Genomic DNA, 16,361 nt, shown 5'->3' on the forward strand with positions numbered 1-16,361 from the left:
GATGCGCGCGAGCACCTCGCCCTTCAACCGCCTCGCCGACGGCACCGTCCACGACTGGTGACCTGCGGCCGCCCCTCCTCGCCCACCGAGGGAACCCCGGACCGTCGAGGGAGCCCGCTGGTCGTGGCTCCCTCGACGGTCCGGGGTTCCCTCGGCGGAGGAGGGGCGGCCGCAGGTCACCAGTCGTGGACGGTGCCGTCGGCGAGGCGGTTGAAGGGCAGGTAGGCGCGGACGTAGGGGTACTTCCCGGCCTCGTCGACGTCGAGCTCGACGCCCAGGCCGGGAGCGTCGCCCGGATGCAGACGCCCCTCGCTCCAGGTGAACGACTGCTGGAAGACGCTGTCGGTCCGCTCGCCGTGCTTCATGTACTCCTGGATCCCGAAGTTGTGGATCGCCAGGCCCAGGTGCATCGCGGCCGCCATGCCCACCGGGGAGACGTCGGTCGGGCCGTGCATCCCCGACTTGATCTGGTACGGCGCGGCGTGGTCGAGGATCCGCCGGAGATGGGAGACGCCTCCGGTGTGCGTCACCGCGCTGCGGATGTAGTCGATCAGCTGCTCGCGGATGAGGAGCTGGTAGTCCCACACGGTGTTGAAGACCTCGCCGATGGCCAGCGGCGTGGTGGTGTGCTGCCGGACGAGGCGCAGGGCCTCCTGGTTCTCGGCGGGCGTGCAGTCCTCGAGCCAGAAGAGGTCGTACGGCTCGAGGGACTTGCCGAGGGCCGCGGCCTGGATCGGGGTCATCCGGTGGTGGCCGTCGTGCAGGAGCGGGAGCCCCGGCCCGAACTCGTTGCGGACGGCCTCGAAGACGCGGGGGACGTGGCGCAGGTAGGCGCGCGTGTCCCAGTCCTCCTCGGTCGGGAGGCCGCCGCGCTGGGCCGGCTCGTGGTCGTAGCGCACGCCCTCGTTGCCCTCGAGGACCGCGTTGGAGGCGATGCCGTAGATCGACTGCAGCCCCGGCACCGCGGTCTGCACGCGGATCGCGCGGTACCCCTGCTCCTGGTGCTCGCGGATGCTGTCGAACAGCTCGGCGTCCGTCCGCCCGGACGCGTGGCCGTAGGCGAGCAGGCCGGTGCGGGACGCGCCTCCGAGCAGCTGGTAGAGCGGCATACCGGCGGCCTTGCCCTTGATGTCCCAGAGGGCGGTGTCGACCGCCGCGATCGCCGCCATCGTGACCGGTCCGCGGCGCCAGTAGGACGACCGGTAGAGGAACTGCCACGTGTCCTCGATGCGCGAGGCGTCGCGGCCGAGGAGCAGCGGCACGACATGGTCGGCGAGATAGGAGACCACGGCGAGCTCGCGGCCGTTGAGGGTCGCGTCGCCGAGGCCGGTCAGCCCGTCGTCGGTCGTGAGCTTGAGGGTGACGAAGTTGCGGTCGGGGCTGGTGACGACGACCTCGGCCTTGTCGATCTTCATGGGGTGCCTTTCGTGGTGGGGATCGGGTCAGGGGTTCCGGCCGGGAGCGCGGTCCATCGAGAACGCGGCGGTCGAGAGGCCGGGCGCCACGGGCGCGGCCTGGCCGGTGGCCTCGCGGCGCTCGGCGATCTCGGCGACGATCTGCGCGTGCCGGCGGTCGGTCAGCGGGTAGAACGCCATGATCAGCACCGCGAGCAGGGCGGCGACGGCCGGGATGAGGCCGGCCGCGGCGCGGATGCCCCACTCGGCGTGCTCGCTCTGCTCCGCGGCACCGGCCACGTAGCCGCCCCAGGCCAGTGCGTACGCGGCGAGGGCGCCTCCGACCGCCTGACCGGTCTTGCGGGTGAAGGAGAACAGGGCGTAGATGGTGCCCTCGGAGCGGATGCCGGTCTTCCACTCCCCGTACTCGACGGTGTCCGCCTCGATGGCCCAGACGAGCATGTTGACGAGCTGGATGCCGACGTAGGCGAGAACCAGTCCGCCGAAGCCGACCGCCACCGCGTCGCCCGGAGCGAGGAAGACGACCGTTCCGCCGCTGATCATGACCGCGACTCCGGCCATGTAGGCGTTGCGCTTGCCGAACCGCCGCACGATCGTCGGGACGAGGGCGGCCAGCCCGAAGGTCAGGGCGAGCTGGATCAGCGACATCGCGGCGTAGAGGCTCACCGATCCGAGCACGTCGCGCAGGTAGTAGAGCTGCACGGTCTGGAGCGCGAGCGTCCCGGTGAGGAACAGGAACGAGCTGAGGCAGAGGAAGAGCAGCGGCCGGTTGGAGCGGAGGGTCGTCATGCTCTGCCGGAACGTGACGTGCGCGACGTCGCGCTGGACGCGCTCCTTGGCGGTCAGCACGGTGAAGAGGTAGAGGGCGGATCCGACGACGACGAAGCTCAGCGTGACGATCGAGAAGAGCGACTGCAGATCGGCGCCGGGGACGACCAGCGGGGCCATGAAGGTGCCGAGCCCGGCCCCCACGATCGCGCCGCCGATGGCGCGGGCGCTGGCGAGCTTCGCGCGCTCGGTGCCGACCTGCGTCATCGCTCCGGCGAGCGAGCCGTAAGGGATGTTGACGAGGCTGTAGGCGAGGCCGAGCGCGGCGTAGCTGAGGTAGGCGTAGAGGAGCGTGCCGCTCTCGCCGATCTGCGGGACGGAGAAGGTCGCGGCCGAGAGCAGGAGGAGGGGGACCGACCCGAACATCAGGAACGGACGGAACTTGCCGAAGCGCTTGCTGTAGGTGCGGTCCACGACCCGGCCGGCGAAGACGTCGGCGAACGCGTCGAAGATCCGCACGACGAGCAGCAGCGTGCCCGCCGCGGCCGCGGAGATCCCGGCGACGTCGGTGTAGTAGACGAGCAGGAACATCGTGGCGGTGGTGAAGGCGAGGTTGTTCGCCGTGTCGCCGGCTCCGTAGCCGACGATGCTCAGCTTCGAGAGCTTCTGCGTGGCGGGCGCTCCGGGCGCGGTGGTGGTGCGGGGGGTCATGCGGGCTCCTTTACCCGGGCGCGGACCCGTCGGGGATCCGCGCCGCGTCGAGACGGTGCGAAGGGTGGCAAACGGTTGCCGACGGCGCCGGGAGGCGCCGTGTGGAGAGGCGAGGGGAGGTCTAGGCCGCCTGAGCGGCGACCGCGGCGACGAGGGCCGGGTCGTCGGCGAGGCGCGGGTCGACGAGTCGCAGCAGCGCCTCCACGGGCCGGGCGGAGCCGAGGGCGCGGTCGAGGGCGGGGCGCTGCGCGTCGGGCAGCCGGTCTCCCCGCAGCAGCAGCGCGATCCCGTCGGCGACGGCGCGGAGGGAGGCGGCCCCGTCGCGTCCGGCCGCTCGCTCGGCGAGGAGCACGGGCGCGATCCGGATGCGGAGCTTGGCGGTCGCGTCGGCGCCGATCTGCTCGAGGCGGTGCTCGATCCGGGGGTTGCCGAAGCGCTCGAGGAGGGCGGCGCAGTAGTCGTCGGCGTCGAGACCGGCGGGGAGGCCGGCCGCCGCCTCCGCCCAGAACGCCTCGACGGCGCTCCGGCAGGCGGGGTCGGCGATCGCCTCCGCGACGGTGGCGAGGCCCCTCCGGCGGCCGGTGGCGGCGAGGAGCGTGTGCGCCCCGTTGAGGAGTCGCAGCTTGCGCCGCTCGAAGGGCTCGATGTCGTCCACGAAACGGGCTCCGGCGCGCTCCCAGGCGGGTCGGCCGGCCGGGAAGCGGCCGCAGAGGACCCAGTCGCGGAACGGCTCGGTCACGACGGCCGCGGCGTCGGCGGAGCCGATCAGCCGAGCCGCCGCCGCGACGTCCGCTGCGGTGGTGGCCGGGGTGATCCGGTCGACGGAGGTCGACACGAACGAGACGGTGCGGTCGATCCAGTCGGCGAGCGACGGGTCGAGCCGCTCGGCGAGCAGGAGCAGTCCGCCGCGCACCAGGGGGCCGTTGCCGGAGAGGTTGTCGCAGGGGACGACGGCGAGCGAGCCGGAGCCGGCGTCGCGCCGGGCGGCGAGGCCGAGCAGGAGGCGGCCGAGCGCGGTGACCGGCGCCCCTCCCGATCGGAGGGCGGCGAGGTCGCTCCGGACGACGGGGTCGTCCAGGTCGGGGCCGCCGTCCGCGGCGAGACGGTACCCGGCCTCCGTGATCGTCAGCGTGACGATCGCCGTCGCCGGGGCCGCGACGAGCTCGATGAGACGCGCGACGTCCGCGCCGTCGACCGCCTCGACGATGCTGCCCACGATCGTCGCCGAGTCGCCCTCCGGTCCGCGCTCGATCAGGGTGAACAGGCCGCCCTGCGCGGCGAGCTCCTCGGCCGCCCGGGGGCTCCGGCCGGTGAACGCGGCGATGCCCCACTCGTGTTCGTCGTCGACGGCGTGCGTGTACCAGGCCTGGTGCGCTCGGTGGAAGGCGCCGAGGCCGAGGTGGACGATGCGGACGGGAGCCGCCGGCAGGCCCGCGGACGCGCGGTCGAGAGCACCTCCTCCGCCGTGCCCGCTCACAGCTTGAAGACCTTCCGCGGCTGGGCGTCGACGAGGTCCAGGATGACGGCGCTCGCCGTCTCGGAGTCGATCCGCCCCTCGGCGACCAGGCGCGCGAGGAACGCGGCGTCCAGCCTCCGCGCCATGTCGTGACGGGCCGGGATGGAGAGGAACGCGCGGGTGTCGTCGATGAAGCCGGAGCTGCGCGAGAAGCCGGCGGTCTCGGTCACGGCGGCGCGGAAGCGCAGCACCGCGTCGGGCGCGTCGAGGAACCACCACGGCGCTCCGAGGAACACGGACGGGTAGTAGCCGGCGAGGGGAGCGAGCTCGCGCGAGTGGGTGCTCTCGTCGATCCCGAAGAGGACCAGGTGGAAGCCCGGCGCATTGCCGAGCTCCTGCAGCAGCGGCCGGAGGGGCTCGGCGAACCGGGTCGCGACGGGGATGTCGTGGCCGGTGTCCGGACCGAAGCGCTCGAAGGTCGGCCGGTCGTGGTTGCGCAGCACGCCGGCGTGGACGGTCATCACCAGGCCGTCGTCGACGCTCATGCGGGCGGACTGCAGCAGCAGGTGGGCGGCCAGGACGCGGCTGCCCTCGGCGTCGATCGTGCCGGCGCGGGCGCGGGCGAAGAGGGACTGCGCCTCGACGGGGTCGAGGTCGACGGTCAGCGGCTCCAGCACGCCGTGGTCGGCGGAGACGGCGCCGTGGTCGAGGAAGTGCCGGCGCCGGGCGCGGAGGGCCTCGAGGAATCCGGGGAGGCTCGACTCCTTCGTGCCGGTGGCGGCGGCCAGGGCGGCGACGCGCTCGGGCCAGCCGGGGGTGGAGGGATCGAGGTAGGCGTCGGGGCGGAAGGTCGGCAGCACGCGGCCCGGGAACGCCGGATCCTCGGCCAGCGCCCGGTGGACGGCCAGGTCGTCCAGCGGGTCGTCGGTCGTCGCCAGGACCTCGATCCCGAACCGCTCGAAGAGCGCCCGCGGGCGGAAGGCGTCGGACGCCAGCCGGGCCCCGATCGTCGCGAAGAGGGCGTCGGCGTTCGCGGCGTCGGGCTGCTCGGTGACGCCGAACTGCTCGGCGAGGATCGACTGGAGCCAGTAGCCCGACGCGGTGCCCGCGAAGATCCGCCAGTGCGCGCAGAACGTGCGCCACACCTCCTCCGGCCCGGCGAGGCGCTCGCCTCCCGGGATGCCGAGGTCGCCGAGGTCGATCCCGGCGGAGTGGAGCAGCCGGGTGACGTAGTGGTCGTACCGGAGGAAGAGCTCGGCCGCGTCGGCGAAGGGGCGGTCCTCGAGCAGGAGGCGCGGATCCACGTGCCCGTGCGGGGAGAGGATCGGCAGGTCGGCGACGCTCGCGTGGAGGTCGCGGGCGATCGCCCGGGTCGTCGGGTCGATCGGCAGGAGTCGGTCGGGATCGTTCAGCAGCTTCGTCGGCACGGGGCCATCCAAGTATGGGTTGCCGACGGTGTCAACCGATTGCCAAGGCTGTCGCAGAGCGTGGCGCGCGGGGCGTGGACCGGGGTCAGGCGTCGCGGCGCGGCCCCGTCGAGGCCCGCGGCACGAACTCCGTCGGCAGGTCGTCGGCCCGCTCCGGAGGCTCCTCGTCGCCGAGCACCCGGCGGACCGCCCGCTCGCCCATCCGGCCCAGCGGCGCGCTGATGGTCGACAGCGGCGGCGAGGTGAAGTCGCTCCCGAAGATGTCGTCGAAGCCGATGATGCTGAGCTGCTCCGGGATCGCGACGCCCGACTCCTGAGCCGCGCGCATCAGGCCGATCGCCACCAGGTCGTTGTAGGCGATCACCGCGCCGACGCCGGAGGCCGTCACCCGGGCGAGGACGCCCCTCCCTCCCTCGAGGGTCGAGACGCCCGGCCCGATCTCGACGACCGTCATGCCCCGCTGCGGGGCGCGCTCGAGGAGGAGGTCCCACCGTGCGGCGCTCATCCACGAGTCGGGCGGACCGGCGATGAAGGCGAGGGAGCGGTGGCCGAGGGCAGCGAGGTGGTCGAGCGCGGCGTCGATCCCGGGACCGAGGTCGGGCACGATCCCCGCGACGCCGGGGACCACTCGGTTGAGGACGACGACGGGGATGCGCCCGGCCAGCGCGATGATCTCCTCGTCGCTAAGGCGGGTGCTGACGAGGACGAGCCCGTCGGTGGAGGCGGCGATGCGGTCGGCCGCCTCGGCCTCGCGCTCCCCGGACTCCTGCGACTCGGCGAGGATCATCGTGAAGCCGCGGAGCGACGCCGCCCGCTCCGCTCCGCGCACGGCGGGGAAGAAGGCCGGGTTGGTGATGTCGGCCACCAGCAGCCCGAGGGTCGAGGTGCGGCCCGTCGGCAGCGCGCGCGCCATCGGGTTGAGCCGGTAGCCGAGCTCCTTCGCGGCGGCGCGGATCCGCTGCTCGGTCGCGGCGTTCAGCCGTCCGGGCGTGCTCAGCCCGCGGGAGACGGTGGAGGGGGCGACGCCGGCGAGCCGGGCGACGTCGTAGATCGTCGTCGCGGAGCGGCCGCGGCGTCTCGGGGCGGAGGGGCCGGTGGGCGCGTCTTCGCTGGGCACGATCGCGGTCTTCTCTCGAGGGGCACGGCGGCGGACGGGGCGCCGCCCGCCGCCCATGTTGCCACAGGGGCGAGAAGCCCGCCCGGGCCGTCCCTCTCGTCCGGGTCGGGCCGGAGGGGAGGGGCCGCGCTCCGGGAGGCCGTCGTGTCCGGCCGGCCGCCCGCCGCTCCGGTCCCGTCCAGCGCGGTTCCGCGCAGCTCCGCCGCGTCAGCCCCGCTCCGGGAACGCCCCCTCCTCGCGGATGCGCTCGTTGAGCGCCGCCAGGAACACGCCCTCGTCGAGGTCGAGCGGCACCTCGCGTCCCGTCCAGCTCGAGTAGTGGATCGCGTTGGCGAGCCGGACCCCGAGGATCCCCTCCGCCCCGGGCGCGAGCAGCGGCGTGCCGTGCACGATGCTGTCCGCGAAGTCCTGCAGGACGGCCGCGTGCTGCTCGCCCCAGACGGAGCCCGACTCGATCCGCTCCGTGGTGGAGAGATCCGCGGTGTCGTAGCGGCCGGTGAGCAGGAGGCCCACGTCCTCGGCGCTGAGGGCGGCGCTGAGCTCGCGCTCAGGGGCGCTCAGACGGGTGATCGTCGCGACCCGGGAGTCGTCGACGACGATCCGGCCGCGGTCGCCGACGATCTCGAGGCGGTCGGTGCCGATCGGGTCGTGCGTCGTGGTGACCAGCACCCCGGTCGTGCCCCCGCCGAAGTCGGCGAGCACCGTCACCTCGTCCTCCACCGCGATGTCGCGGCACCGCCCGTAGCCGGCCTTCGCGACCACCGACTCCGGCACTCCGCACAGCCACTGCCACAGGTCGAGCTGGTGGGGCGCCTGGTTGACCAGGACGCCTCCGCCCTCGCCTCCCCAGGTCGCGCGCCAGTCGCTCTGGTCGTAGTAGGCCTGGGGTCGCCACCAGGTCGTGATGATCCAGTTCGAGCGCAGGATCCGGCCGATCCCGCCCTCGTCGATGATCTCCTTGAGCCGGCGGTACAGCGGGTTCGCCCGCTGGTTGAACATGATCGCGAAGCGCTGCCCGGGGCGGGCGGCGGCGGCCTCGTTCAGCTCCGCCACCTGCGCGGCGTAGACGCCCGCCGGCTTGTCGACCAGCACGTGCAGCCCGTGCTCGAGCGCATCGATGCCGATCCCGGGGTGGAGGTAGTGCGGAGTGCAGACGACGACGGCGTCGACCTCTCCGCTCGCGAGGAGGGAGCGGTGGTCGGCGTGGAAGGACGCTCCGGGCGCGAGCGCGGCGGCCGCCGCCTCCCGGGCGGGGTCGACGTCGGCGACGGCGGTGACGACGACGTCGCGCACCCGGCCGTCGGCGAGGAAGCGGGCGTAGGAGGAGCCCTGGGCGCCGAATCCGATGATGCCGAGGCGGACGGTGGTCATGGGAGGAGTCCTTCGTTCGAGGTGGAGTGGGGTGTCCGCCCGGGTGCGCTCGGAGCGTAGGCGGCCTGGACGATCGCGAGCGACCTCGCCGCCTCGCGGGGCGAGATCCAGAAGGGCTCGTCCTCGCCGAGGCGGGCGTAGAAGTCGTGCACGAGCAGCTCGTGCGAGGCGCCCCAGTACGAGCGCCCGCCGGATCGGCGCTCCGTGTCCGGGACGACCTCGACGGATCCGTCGTCGTGCCGGACGGTGAGGGCACCGCGCAGCGAGACGGTGGCGCGCTCGGTGCGCAGGCGGAGCTCGACCGGCTCGTCCCACGTGTTGGCCACGGTCGCGTAGAGGACGCTGCGCGCACCGGAGGCGTGGGTGAGCACCAGGTCGGCGGTGTCCTCGACCTCGATCGGCAGCAGGCGCGTGGAGGCGGAGCCGCTCACCGCGACCACCTCGCCGACGAGCCACTGCAGGAGGTCGACGGTGTGGATCGCCTGATTCATCAGCATCCCGCCGCCGCCTTCGGCCCACGTCCCGCGCCAGGGGCGGTCGAGGTAGTAGCCGGGGGTGCGGTGCCAGAGCACGGTCGCGACCGCACCCGTCACCGCGCCCAGGGAGCCGGACGCCAGCAGCTCGCGGAGGCGCTGCGCGGGCGGGTTGTAGCGGTTCTGGAAGCAGACGCCGATGCGCGCCCCGCCCCGCTCGGCCGCGGCGATCACCTGCTCCCCCTCCGCGACGGAGGAGGCGAGCGGCTTCTCGAGGAGCACCGCGACGCCGCGGTCGAGGGCCGCGACCGCCAGCGCGGCGTGCGTGCTGTGCGGAGTGCAGACGTGCACGACGTCGGGGCGGACGGAGTCGAGCATCCGGACCGCCTCGGGGAAGCCCGGCACCGCGTGCCTCTCGGCCGCCGCGGCGAGCCGGCCCGGGTCGGTGTCGCAGACCGCCACCAGCTCCGCGCCGGGCGCCGTGCCGATCGCCGCGAGGTGGACGGAGGAGATGTCGCCGCAGCCGATCACCGCCGCGCGGACGGTCATCGCAGGTCGATCCCGAGCGAGGAGGCGAGCCCCCGGAAGGCCCGAGCGGCCACTCCGAACGCCTCGGGGCCGGAGAATCCGCCGAGGGCGTCCGTGATCGCGAGGTGCGGCTCCAGCGAGGCGACGCCCGTCCAGCCGTCGTCGCGCAGGGCGGTGAGGGTCTCGCGCAGCTGTCCGTCGCCCTCGCCGGCGGGCACCACGGTGCCGGTGGCGGCCACCGCGTCCTTCACCTGCAGGTAGTCGACGTAGGGCCGCAGCGCCGCCCACCCGTCGTCGAAGGGGCGCACCCCGCACTGCACGAAGTTCGCGTTGTCCCAGGCGAGGCGCAGGGCGGGCGAGCCGACGGACTCGACCAGGTCGAGGATCCGCTCGGGGACGTCGCCGTAGATCTCCTTCTCGTTCTCGTGCAGGAGCACCACGCCCTCGCGCTCGGCACGGTCGGCGAGCCTGCGCATGCGCAGCAGGACGTCGTCGCGGATGCTGTCGACCGGGACTCCCTCGCCCCGGTAGAACGAGAAGACGCGGATGCTCGGCGTGCCGAGGGCGTGTGCGACGCGGATGACGCGGTCGAGGCGCGCCACCTCGAGCTCGGGGTCGAGGGCGACGTCGACCTTGCCGATGGGCGAGGCGACGGCCGAGACGGACTGGCCGCCGCGCTCGAGCACCGCGGCGAGGCGGGCGAGGCGCTCGTCGTCGAGGTCGACGACGTTCACGCCCCAGGCGCTGCGCACCTCGATGCTGTGCGCGCCGAGTGCTCGGAGGACGGCGACCTGGACGTCCGGGTCCGGGTCGATCTCGTCGCCGAAGCCGGAGAGGGTCCAGGGTGCGGGGGTCGCGGATGCGGTGGTCGCGGATGCGGTGGTCGCGGATGCGGTGGTCACGGTGCGTGCCTCGTTCTCGTCGTCGGGAACCGGCGGACAGGAGCGCCGCCGTGCCACGACCATACGTGTATTGGCAACCGATTGACAAGATCGGAGGCGCGCCTCTACCGTCGGTGGCGTTCCGGGCCGCGTCGACGTCGGCCCCACCGCGACGGGGAGGACTGCCGTGACCAGGATCGGTGTGCAGGCGATGATGCTGAAGGAGGAGTTCGCCTCGGCGGGCGCCTTCGCGACGCTCCGGGAGGTCCGCGCGATCGGCTACCGGTCGGTGGAGATCTCGCAGATCCCGCTGACGGCGGCGACGGTGGCCGAGCTGCGGCGGGCTCGGGACGAGCTCGGCGTGGAGATCGCGGCGATCTCGGCGGGCCTGGCTCCGGGGGACTCCCCCGGCGCGGCGCTCGAGGGCGGGCTCGCCGGGATCGTCGCCGACGCCCGCGCGCTCGGCGCGCACACGGTCCGGATCGGCATGCTGCCCGCCTCCGCGGCGGCCTCGCCGACCGCTCTGCTCGACTTCGCCGACCGCTGCCAGGTCGCCGCGGCGAGGCTCCGCGACGACGGGCTGCGGCTGCTGCTCCACAATCACCACCTGGAGTTCGCGCGGCACGGCGGCCGGCTCCTGCTCGACGTCGTCGCCGAGCGTGCTCCGCTGCTGGGGCTCGAGCTCGACGTGCACTGGGTGCAGCGGGGCGGGCTCGATCCCGTGACGACGCTGCGCCGGTACGGGGAGCGCATCGCCCTGGTGCACCTGAAGGACTACCGGGTCGGGCCGCCCGCCGACGTGTCCGGCGGGTGGTCCGTGCACGCCTTCACCTCGAACGTGCAGTTCGCCGAGGTGGGGGAGGGCAACCTCGACTTCCCCGGGATCATCGGGACGAGCCTCGCGCTCGGCGTCGAGCACCTCCTCGTCGAGCAGGACGAGCGCTACGGGCGGAGCGCGCTCGACTGCCTGCGGACCTCGCACGCGAACCTCGTCGCGATGGGCTTCGCGGACCTGTTCTGAGGAGCGGCCGAGGCTCCTCCCCAGGCGTAGGAGCGGCCCGTCCTCCACCGATCCGGGGTCCGGTTCCCCGCCGCGCCGGGCGCGACGACAGGCTCGACCCGTCGACGGAGGAGGTGGTGGCGATGGTCGTCCCGGACAGCGTGCTCGGAGTGATGGCGCTCGTCGCGCTGGTGCTGCCCGGGGTGCTCTACGCCTCCGTGCGGGTCTGGGCGGCGGGGTTCCGCTGGACGGACCACACGGTCTCCGCGCGCCTGTTCGAGGCGGTCCTGGTGAGCATCGCGCTCGACGCGGCGTACCTCGTCGTGGCGGGCGAGGAGCTGATGCGCCTGGCGGCCGATCCCCGTGCGGCGGTGCTGCAGGAGCCGAGGGCCGTGGGCTGGTGGATCCTCGTGCTCGGAGTGCTGGTGCCGGCGTCGCTCGGCTCGGCGCTGCACGTGCGGCTGCGGTGGTGGCGGCCGCCGTGGCCGGTGCTCCGGAGGCGGGGGCTCGGCTGGGTGCGGGTCCCGGCGGGGCGGGCGACGGCCTACGAGAGCGTGCCGACCGCAGGGGACAAGGTGGCGGCGGGGCGAGTGGACAGCTGGGTGTGCGCTGAGCTGCCGGATGGGCGCCGGGTCGGGGGCTGGTTCTCGTCCGACAGCTTCGTGTCGACCTCGACGCGATCTCGCGACATGTACATCGAAGAGCAGTTCACCGTCCGCGAGGATGGGACTCTCGGGGAGCGGATCGAGGACACGGCTGGAGTCTGGATCTCGCTGCCGGACCACTCCCTCGTGGAGTGGCGCACCGCCCCCGAGGCGGGAACCGACAGGAGGAGCGCGACGTGACCGAGAAGATCGTCTGGAAGTTCGGATCGGTCGCCAGGGGCCGTCGGCCCGTCTGGGGGCGCTCCGCCCCGGCCGTCCCTCCGACCTCGCCCTCAGGGGTCTACTACCCGCCCTCTCACCCGAACGCTCCGCCCGAGAAGAAGTAGCGGGATCCGCCGGGGTCCGCCTCCGCTCCGCGCAGCGGAGGACAATGGAGGGACCCCCAGCGAAGGAGACCACCGTGGATCAGCCGCGCATGAACGTCGAGTCGTTCAACCTCGACCACCGCACCGTCGCCGCGCCGTACGTGCGCCTCGCCGACGCGAAGACGCTGCCCGGAGGCGACCACCTCGTCAAGTACGACGTGCGCTTCACGCAGCCCAACCGCGGGCACCTCGAGATGCCCACCGTGCACTCGCTCGAGCACCTGTTCGCCGAGAAGTCCCGCAACCACTCCGACCGCGTGATCGACTTCTCGCCGATGGGCTGCCAGACCGGCTTCTACCTGCTCCTCTCGGGCGAGCCCGAGCTCTCCGAGGTGCTCGGCCTCGTCGAGGCGACGCTCCAGGACATCACCGAGGCCGACGAGGTCCCGGCGGCCAACGAGACCCAGTGCGGCTGGGGCGCCAACCACTCCCTCGAGGGGGCGCAGGAGGCGGCGCGCACGTTCCTCGCGCACCGCTCGGAGTGGGAGACGGTCACCGCGTGAGCACGGCGATCGTCCTGGTCGCGATGGACGAGGAGGCCGTGCCGTTCCTCGCCGCCGCGACCAGCGCCTCCGAGCCCCGCGCCGTCGGCAACGCGCTGCAGTGGGAGCTCGAGCTCGACTCCCGGGCGGTGCTGCTCGTCCGCACCGGCATCGGTCTCGTCAACGCGTCCGGCGGTCTCACCGCGGCGATCCTGCGGGAGGCCGGCGAGCGGCCGCTCGTGGTGAGCGCGGGGACCGCCGGCGGCCTGGGCGCCGACGTCCGCGTGGGCGAGGTCGTGATCGGCGCCGAGCACGTGCAGACCGACGCCGATGCGCGGGCGTTCGGCTACGCGCTCGGGCAGGTCCCGGGAATGCCCGCCCGCTACTCCGGGGACGACGCGGCGCTCGCCGCGGAGCTCGACCTGCCCGAGGGGCCGCCGGTGCGCCGCGGCCTGATCGTCTCGAGCGACGTCTTCGTCTCCAGCGCCCACGTGGACCGCGTGCGGAGCGACTTTCCCGGCGCGCTCGCCACCGACATGGAGTCGGTCGCACTCGCGCAGACGGCGCACGTGCACGGGCTGCCGTTCGTCTCGGTCCGCGGGATCTCGGACCTCTGCGCCCCCGGCGAGTTCGAGGCGCACGTCGACGACGCGGCCGACCGCTCCGTCGCCGTGGTGCGGGCGCTGCTGCGCGGGCTCGGCGACCGGAACTGACGGACGGGCGGCCCTCCGCGACAGCGCGGGAGGGCCGCCCCGCGGGGTCAGTCGTTGCCGACGTGCTGGTCGCCGGCCTCCTGGGCCTTGTCGACCTGGCCGGCGAACTTCCCGCCGGTCGCGGAGTCGGCGGCGTCGCCCGCCTTGTCGAGTCCCTTGTCGGTCAGCTCCTCGCCCTTGTCGCTGTTCGCGGCGTTCTTCGCCTTGTCCGCGAGTCCTCCGAGATCCACCATGGGGTCGTTCCTTCCGTCGATGAGCGCCCGTCGAGCGGCGGGCCGTCGCCAGTCTCCGCCGATCGCGGAGGGTCGGCGCGGGGGTTGCGGCGCAGGGCCGCCGCGAGGAGGATGCACCGCCGACCCGACCCGACCCGACCGGCTCGGCCCGACCCGCCCCGTCAGCCCGCTGCGCCGAGCCCCGTCACCGCACCGGCGATCGCCGTCGTCTCCTCGCCGTCCGGCCAGCGCAGCCGCACGCCCGGCTCCGTGACGACGCCGCCCACCACGGCCGTCGCGGTCCAGGGCGTGCCCATCCGCGACTCCCCCCGCCGGTCGGCGGTGATCATCGCGAAGCCGGGGAAGCAGCCGAGCCAGTCGGCGGTGCCGGCCGCCTCGGGGACGGGGACCGCCGCGAGGTCGAGCACCGCTCCTCCTCCGCTGGCTTCGGCGAGCATGCCGACCGTCCCCACCAGCCCGGCCATGCTCACGTCCTTCGCAGCCCTCGGCCGCGCGAGTCCGACGGAGGCGGCCATCGCCCGGAGCTCCTCCGCGCGCCGCGACGAGGTCGAGTCCCACTGGGCGCCCGCGAAGCCGGGCCGCCAGCCGCCGCCGAGGTCGGCCGTCAGCGAGAGCTCGTCGCCCGGAGCGGCGGCGCCCGGCACCGGCTGCGCGGCACGGCCGAGACCGGTCACGCTCAGTGCCGCCGGCACTCCGAGCTGGGTGTGCCCGCCGAGCACGGGGACGCCCCAGGCGGCGGACGCGGCCCGCAGACCGCTGACGATGCGCGCGGCGGCGGCGGCGTCGCGAGCGCCGATCGCGTCCATCAGCCCGATCCCGGTCGCGCCCATCGCGGTCAGATCGTTGACGTTGACCAGCACGGAGCACCACCCCGCCCACTCCGGGTGCCGCTCCACCATGGACGGGACGATCGCGTCGCAGACGGCGACCAGGTCGCTGCCCGGCACCGGTGCTCCGTCGTCGCCGACGAAGCCCGCCCCGCCGAGGCCGCCGTCGGCCGCCAGCGGAGCCAGCAGGGCGCCGAGGGCCGCCTTGGCCGCGGTCGCCGCCCGGTCGAGCCGGTCGATCGGCCAGCGCATCCGGGCGTGCTCGATTCCGGCGACGGTGCTCGTGCCGATCCTCCGCCAGCCGAGCCGCCGGAACAGCACCTCGTTGCGCAGCTGCACCGAGGCCTCGAAGCGGAGCACCCCGCGCGCCTCCGCCTCTGCGCAGGCCGCGCGCACGAGGGCGGCGCCGATCCCGGAGCCGCCCCGCGCCTCGCGCGCCACCACCAGGCGGCTGCCGGTCCACCAGCCCAGGTCGCGTCCGCCGCCGACCGGCGCGAGACGGACCCCGCCGACCACCGCGCCGTCCGGAGCCACCGCGACGAGCACCACCGAGCGCGGATCGTCGTCGGAGTCGTCGTGGTCGTCGCCCGCGAACATCCCCTGCTCGGCGACGAAGACCTCGCGCCGCAGGGCCCGGTGCGCGGCGAGCTCGCGCTCCTCCGCGCGCACCACCGTGAACGGAGGGGCGACGCGCACGCCCTCGAGGATCGAGAGCTCCACCATCAGGCGCCGGCCGTCTTCAGGACGCCGCACGCCCCGCACGCCGCGCAGCCCGCGCTCTGACCGCTGCTCAGCATCCCGGCCTCGATCAGGAGCGCGGCGACCTCGGCGCTGACCCGCTCCAGGAGCGACCCGGCCGGCGGGAGCACGTGGTCGACCTCGGTCGCGAGTGTCCCGCGCAGCGGACGGAAGGGCACCACGAAGGGGTAGACCCCCATCCCGATCAGCTCGCGGGCGCTCGCGACCAGCTCGTCCGGGTCCTCGCCCAGGCCCACCAGGAGGTAGGTCGAGACCTGGTTGCGGCCGAAGATCCGCACCGCCTCGCGCCACGCCCAGCGGTACTCGTCCAGGCTCACCCGCGCCTTGCCCGGGGTCCAGCGCTGCCGCACCGCGTCGTCCATCGACTCCACGTGGATGCCGATCGAGACGGCGCCCGCGTCCTTCAGCGCCTGCAGCGCCGAGACGTCGGACGGCGGCTCGCACTGCACCTGGATCGGCAGCCCGGGGACCGCCGCGAGCACCGCGCGGACGCAGCGCGCGAGGTGGGCCGCTCCGCGGTCGCGGCCTTTGGAAGTGCCGGTGGTCATCACCATCTGGCGCACGCCGTCGAGGCGGACCGCCGCCTCCGCGACCTCGGCGAGCTGGGCCGGGGTCTTGACCGCGATGGTCGCGCCGGCCTCGAGCGAGGCCTCGATCGCGCAGAAGCGGCAGCGCTCCGCCTCGTCGTAGCGCATGCAGGTCTGCACGACAGTGGTCGCGAGGATGTCGCGGCCGTGCAGCCGGGCGATCTTCTCGTAGGAGACGCCGTCGGCGGTGTCGAGGTCGTAGAAGCGCGGGCGGCGGACGGGAGTCACGTCCAGGCCGATGTCGGCGCCCTCGAGCAGGAGGCGGTTCCCGCTCACCACGTAGGGGCTGTCGGGGTTCACCGGGATCGCGGCGCCCAGGCCGCCGAGCATCACGTGCCCGTCGTCGCTCGGGCCGGCGCCGGCCTCGCGGTGCACCGGTGCCTCGACGCGGATGCCCTGCAGGGCGATGTCGACGCGGGTGCGGAGGGCGGAGGGGCCGGTGCGGCGGATCCCGGTCGAGTGCGGGCCGGAGTGCGCCCCGCCCGTCGCCGGTGGCGAGGACGCGGGGGAGGGACTGCGGAGATCGGTCACGAGGACTCCTTCGTGGCACCGCGGTGCGGGCCGGACGGGCCGCGCACAGCGG

General features: G+C 74.2%; 16 protein-coding genes. 5 read left to right on the forward strand and 11 right to left on the reverse strand.

What is annotated here, in order from left to right; translation table 11 throughout:
• Nucleotides 1–176 precede the first annotated feature (176 nt).
• The 8 genes from manD to C5C24_RS02785 all read right to left on the reverse strand — a co-directional run bounded on the left by manD (nt 177) and on the right by C5C24_RS02785 (nt 10,168).
• Nucleotides 177–1,415 (reverse strand): D-mannonate dehydratase ManD, encoded by a 1,239-nt coding sequence (gene manD / locus C5C24_RS02750; RefSeq protein ID WP_104304254.1) that lies wholly within the window; start codon nt 1,413–1,415, stop codon nt 177–179.
• A gap of 27 nt (nt 1,416–1,442) precedes the next feature.
• On the reverse strand, nt 1,443–2,894 hold the full coding sequence (gene uidB / locus C5C24_RS02755) for a glucuronide transporter (protein ID WP_104275508.1): 1,452 nt from the start codon (nt 2,892–2,894) through the stop codon (nt 1,443–1,445).
• 121 nt (nt 2,895–3,015) lie between these two features.
• Nucleotides 3,016–4,371, reverse strand: coding sequence for a mannitol dehydrogenase family protein (locus C5C24_RS02760; RefSeq protein ID WP_258065020.1), 1,356 nt, complete (start codon nt 4,369–4,371; stop codon nt 3,016–3,018).
• Nucleotides 4,368–5,777, reverse strand: coding sequence for a glucuronate isomerase (uxaC, locus tag C5C24_RS02765; RefSeq protein WP_104281293.1), 1,410 nt, complete (start codon nt 5,775–5,777; stop codon nt 4,368–4,370). Before uxaC ends, C5C24_RS02760 begins: the two co-directional genes overlap by 4 nt.
• An 85-nt stretch (nt 5,778–5,862) precedes the next feature.
• The gene (locus C5C24_RS02770; RefSeq protein WP_181110123.1) at nt 5,863–6,894 is read right to left on the reverse strand and encodes a LacI family DNA-binding transcriptional regulator; all 1,032 of its coding nucleotides are present in this window, start codon (nt 6,892–6,894) and stop codon (nt 5,863–5,865) included.
• A 207-nt stretch (nt 6,895–7,101) separates the two neighbouring features.
• A complete protein-coding gene (locus C5C24_RS02775; RefSeq protein ID WP_104304255.1) occupies nt 7,102–8,265 on the reverse strand; it encodes a Gfo/Idh/MocA family protein in 1,164 nt (387 codons plus the stop codon).
• The gene (locus tag C5C24_RS02780; RefSeq protein ID WP_104275512.1) at nt 8,262–9,287 is read right to left on the reverse strand and encodes a Gfo/Idh/MocA family protein; all 1,026 of its coding nucleotides are present in this window, start codon (nt 9,285–9,287) and stop codon (nt 8,262–8,264) included. Before C5C24_RS02780 ends, C5C24_RS02775 begins: the two co-directional genes overlap by 4 nt.
• Nucleotides 9,284–10,168: a sugar phosphate isomerase/epimerase gene (locus tag C5C24_RS02785; RefSeq protein WP_258065021.1), complete on the reverse strand. Its 885-nt coding sequence runs from the start codon at nt 10,166–10,168 to the stop codon at nt 9,284–9,286. The genes C5C24_RS02780 and C5C24_RS02785 overlap by 4 nt, the downstream gene beginning before the upstream one ends.
• Nucleotides 10,169–10,334: 166 nt before the next feature.
• Between C5C24_RS02785 and C5C24_RS02790 the strand changes: the two genes are divergently transcribed.
• From C5C24_RS02790 to mtnN, 5 genes are all read left to right on the forward strand, one after another.
• Entirely contained in the window at nt 10,335–11,168 is an 834-nt protein-coding gene (locus C5C24_RS02790) for a sugar phosphate isomerase/epimerase (RefSeq protein WP_258065022.1), read from the forward strand.
• 122 nt (nt 11,169–11,290) lie between these two features.
• Nucleotides 11,291–11,992 carry a DUF6338 family protein gene (locus tag C5C24_RS02795; RefSeq protein WP_104281289.1) on the forward strand — a complete coding sequence of 234 codons (702 nt, stop codon included), beginning with the start codon at nt 11,291–11,293 and terminating at the stop codon, nt 11,990–11,992.
• Entirely contained in the window at nt 11,989–12,138 is a 150-nt protein-coding gene (locus tag C5C24_RS17810; RefSeq protein ID WP_181135463.1) for a hypothetical protein, read from the forward strand. Before C5C24_RS02795 ends, C5C24_RS17810 begins: the two co-directional genes overlap by 4 nt.
• Nucleotides 12,139–12,182: 44 nt before the next feature.
• On the forward strand, nt 12,183–12,680 hold the full coding sequence (locus tag C5C24_RS02800) for an S-ribosylhomocysteine lyase (RefSeq protein WP_308470742.1): 498 nt from the start codon (nt 12,183–12,185) through the stop codon (nt 12,678–12,680).
• Entirely contained in the window at nt 12,677–13,372 is a 696-nt protein-coding gene (gene mtnN, locus C5C24_RS02805; RefSeq protein ID WP_258065023.1) for a 5'-methylthioadenosine/S-adenosylhomocysteine nucleosidase, read from the forward strand. The genes C5C24_RS02800 and mtnN overlap by 4 nt, the downstream gene beginning before the upstream one ends.
• A gap of 47 nt (nt 13,373–13,419) precedes the next feature.
• Here the strand turns inward: mtnN and C5C24_RS02810 are convergent, their stop codons facing one another.
• From C5C24_RS02810 to C5C24_RS02820, 3 genes are all read right to left on the reverse strand, one after another.
• The gene (locus C5C24_RS02810) at nt 13,420–13,605 is read right to left on the reverse strand and encodes an antitoxin (RefSeq protein WP_104275516.1); all 186 of its coding nucleotides are present in this window, start codon (nt 13,603–13,605) and stop codon (nt 13,420–13,422) included.
• 161 nt (nt 13,606–13,766) lie between these two features.
• The gene (locus C5C24_RS02815) at nt 13,767–15,155 is read right to left on the reverse strand and encodes an MSMEG_0567/sll0787 family protein (RefSeq protein ID WP_104304257.1); all 1,389 of its coding nucleotides are present in this window, start codon (nt 15,153–15,155) and stop codon (nt 13,767–13,769) included.
• Nucleotides 15,155–16,309: an MSMEG_0568 family radical SAM protein gene (locus C5C24_RS02820; RefSeq protein ID WP_258065024.1), complete on the reverse strand. Its 1,155-nt coding sequence runs from the start codon at nt 16,307–16,309 to the stop codon at nt 15,155–15,157. The genes C5C24_RS02815 and C5C24_RS02820 overlap by 1 nt, the downstream gene beginning before the upstream one ends.
• Nucleotides 16,310–16,361: the final 52 nt, after the last annotated feature.

This window comes from Rathayibacter sp. AY2B3, assembly GCF_002931755.1.
Taxonomy (GTDB): Bacteria; Actinomycetota; Actinomycetes; order Actinomycetales; family Microbacteriaceae; genus Rathayibacter.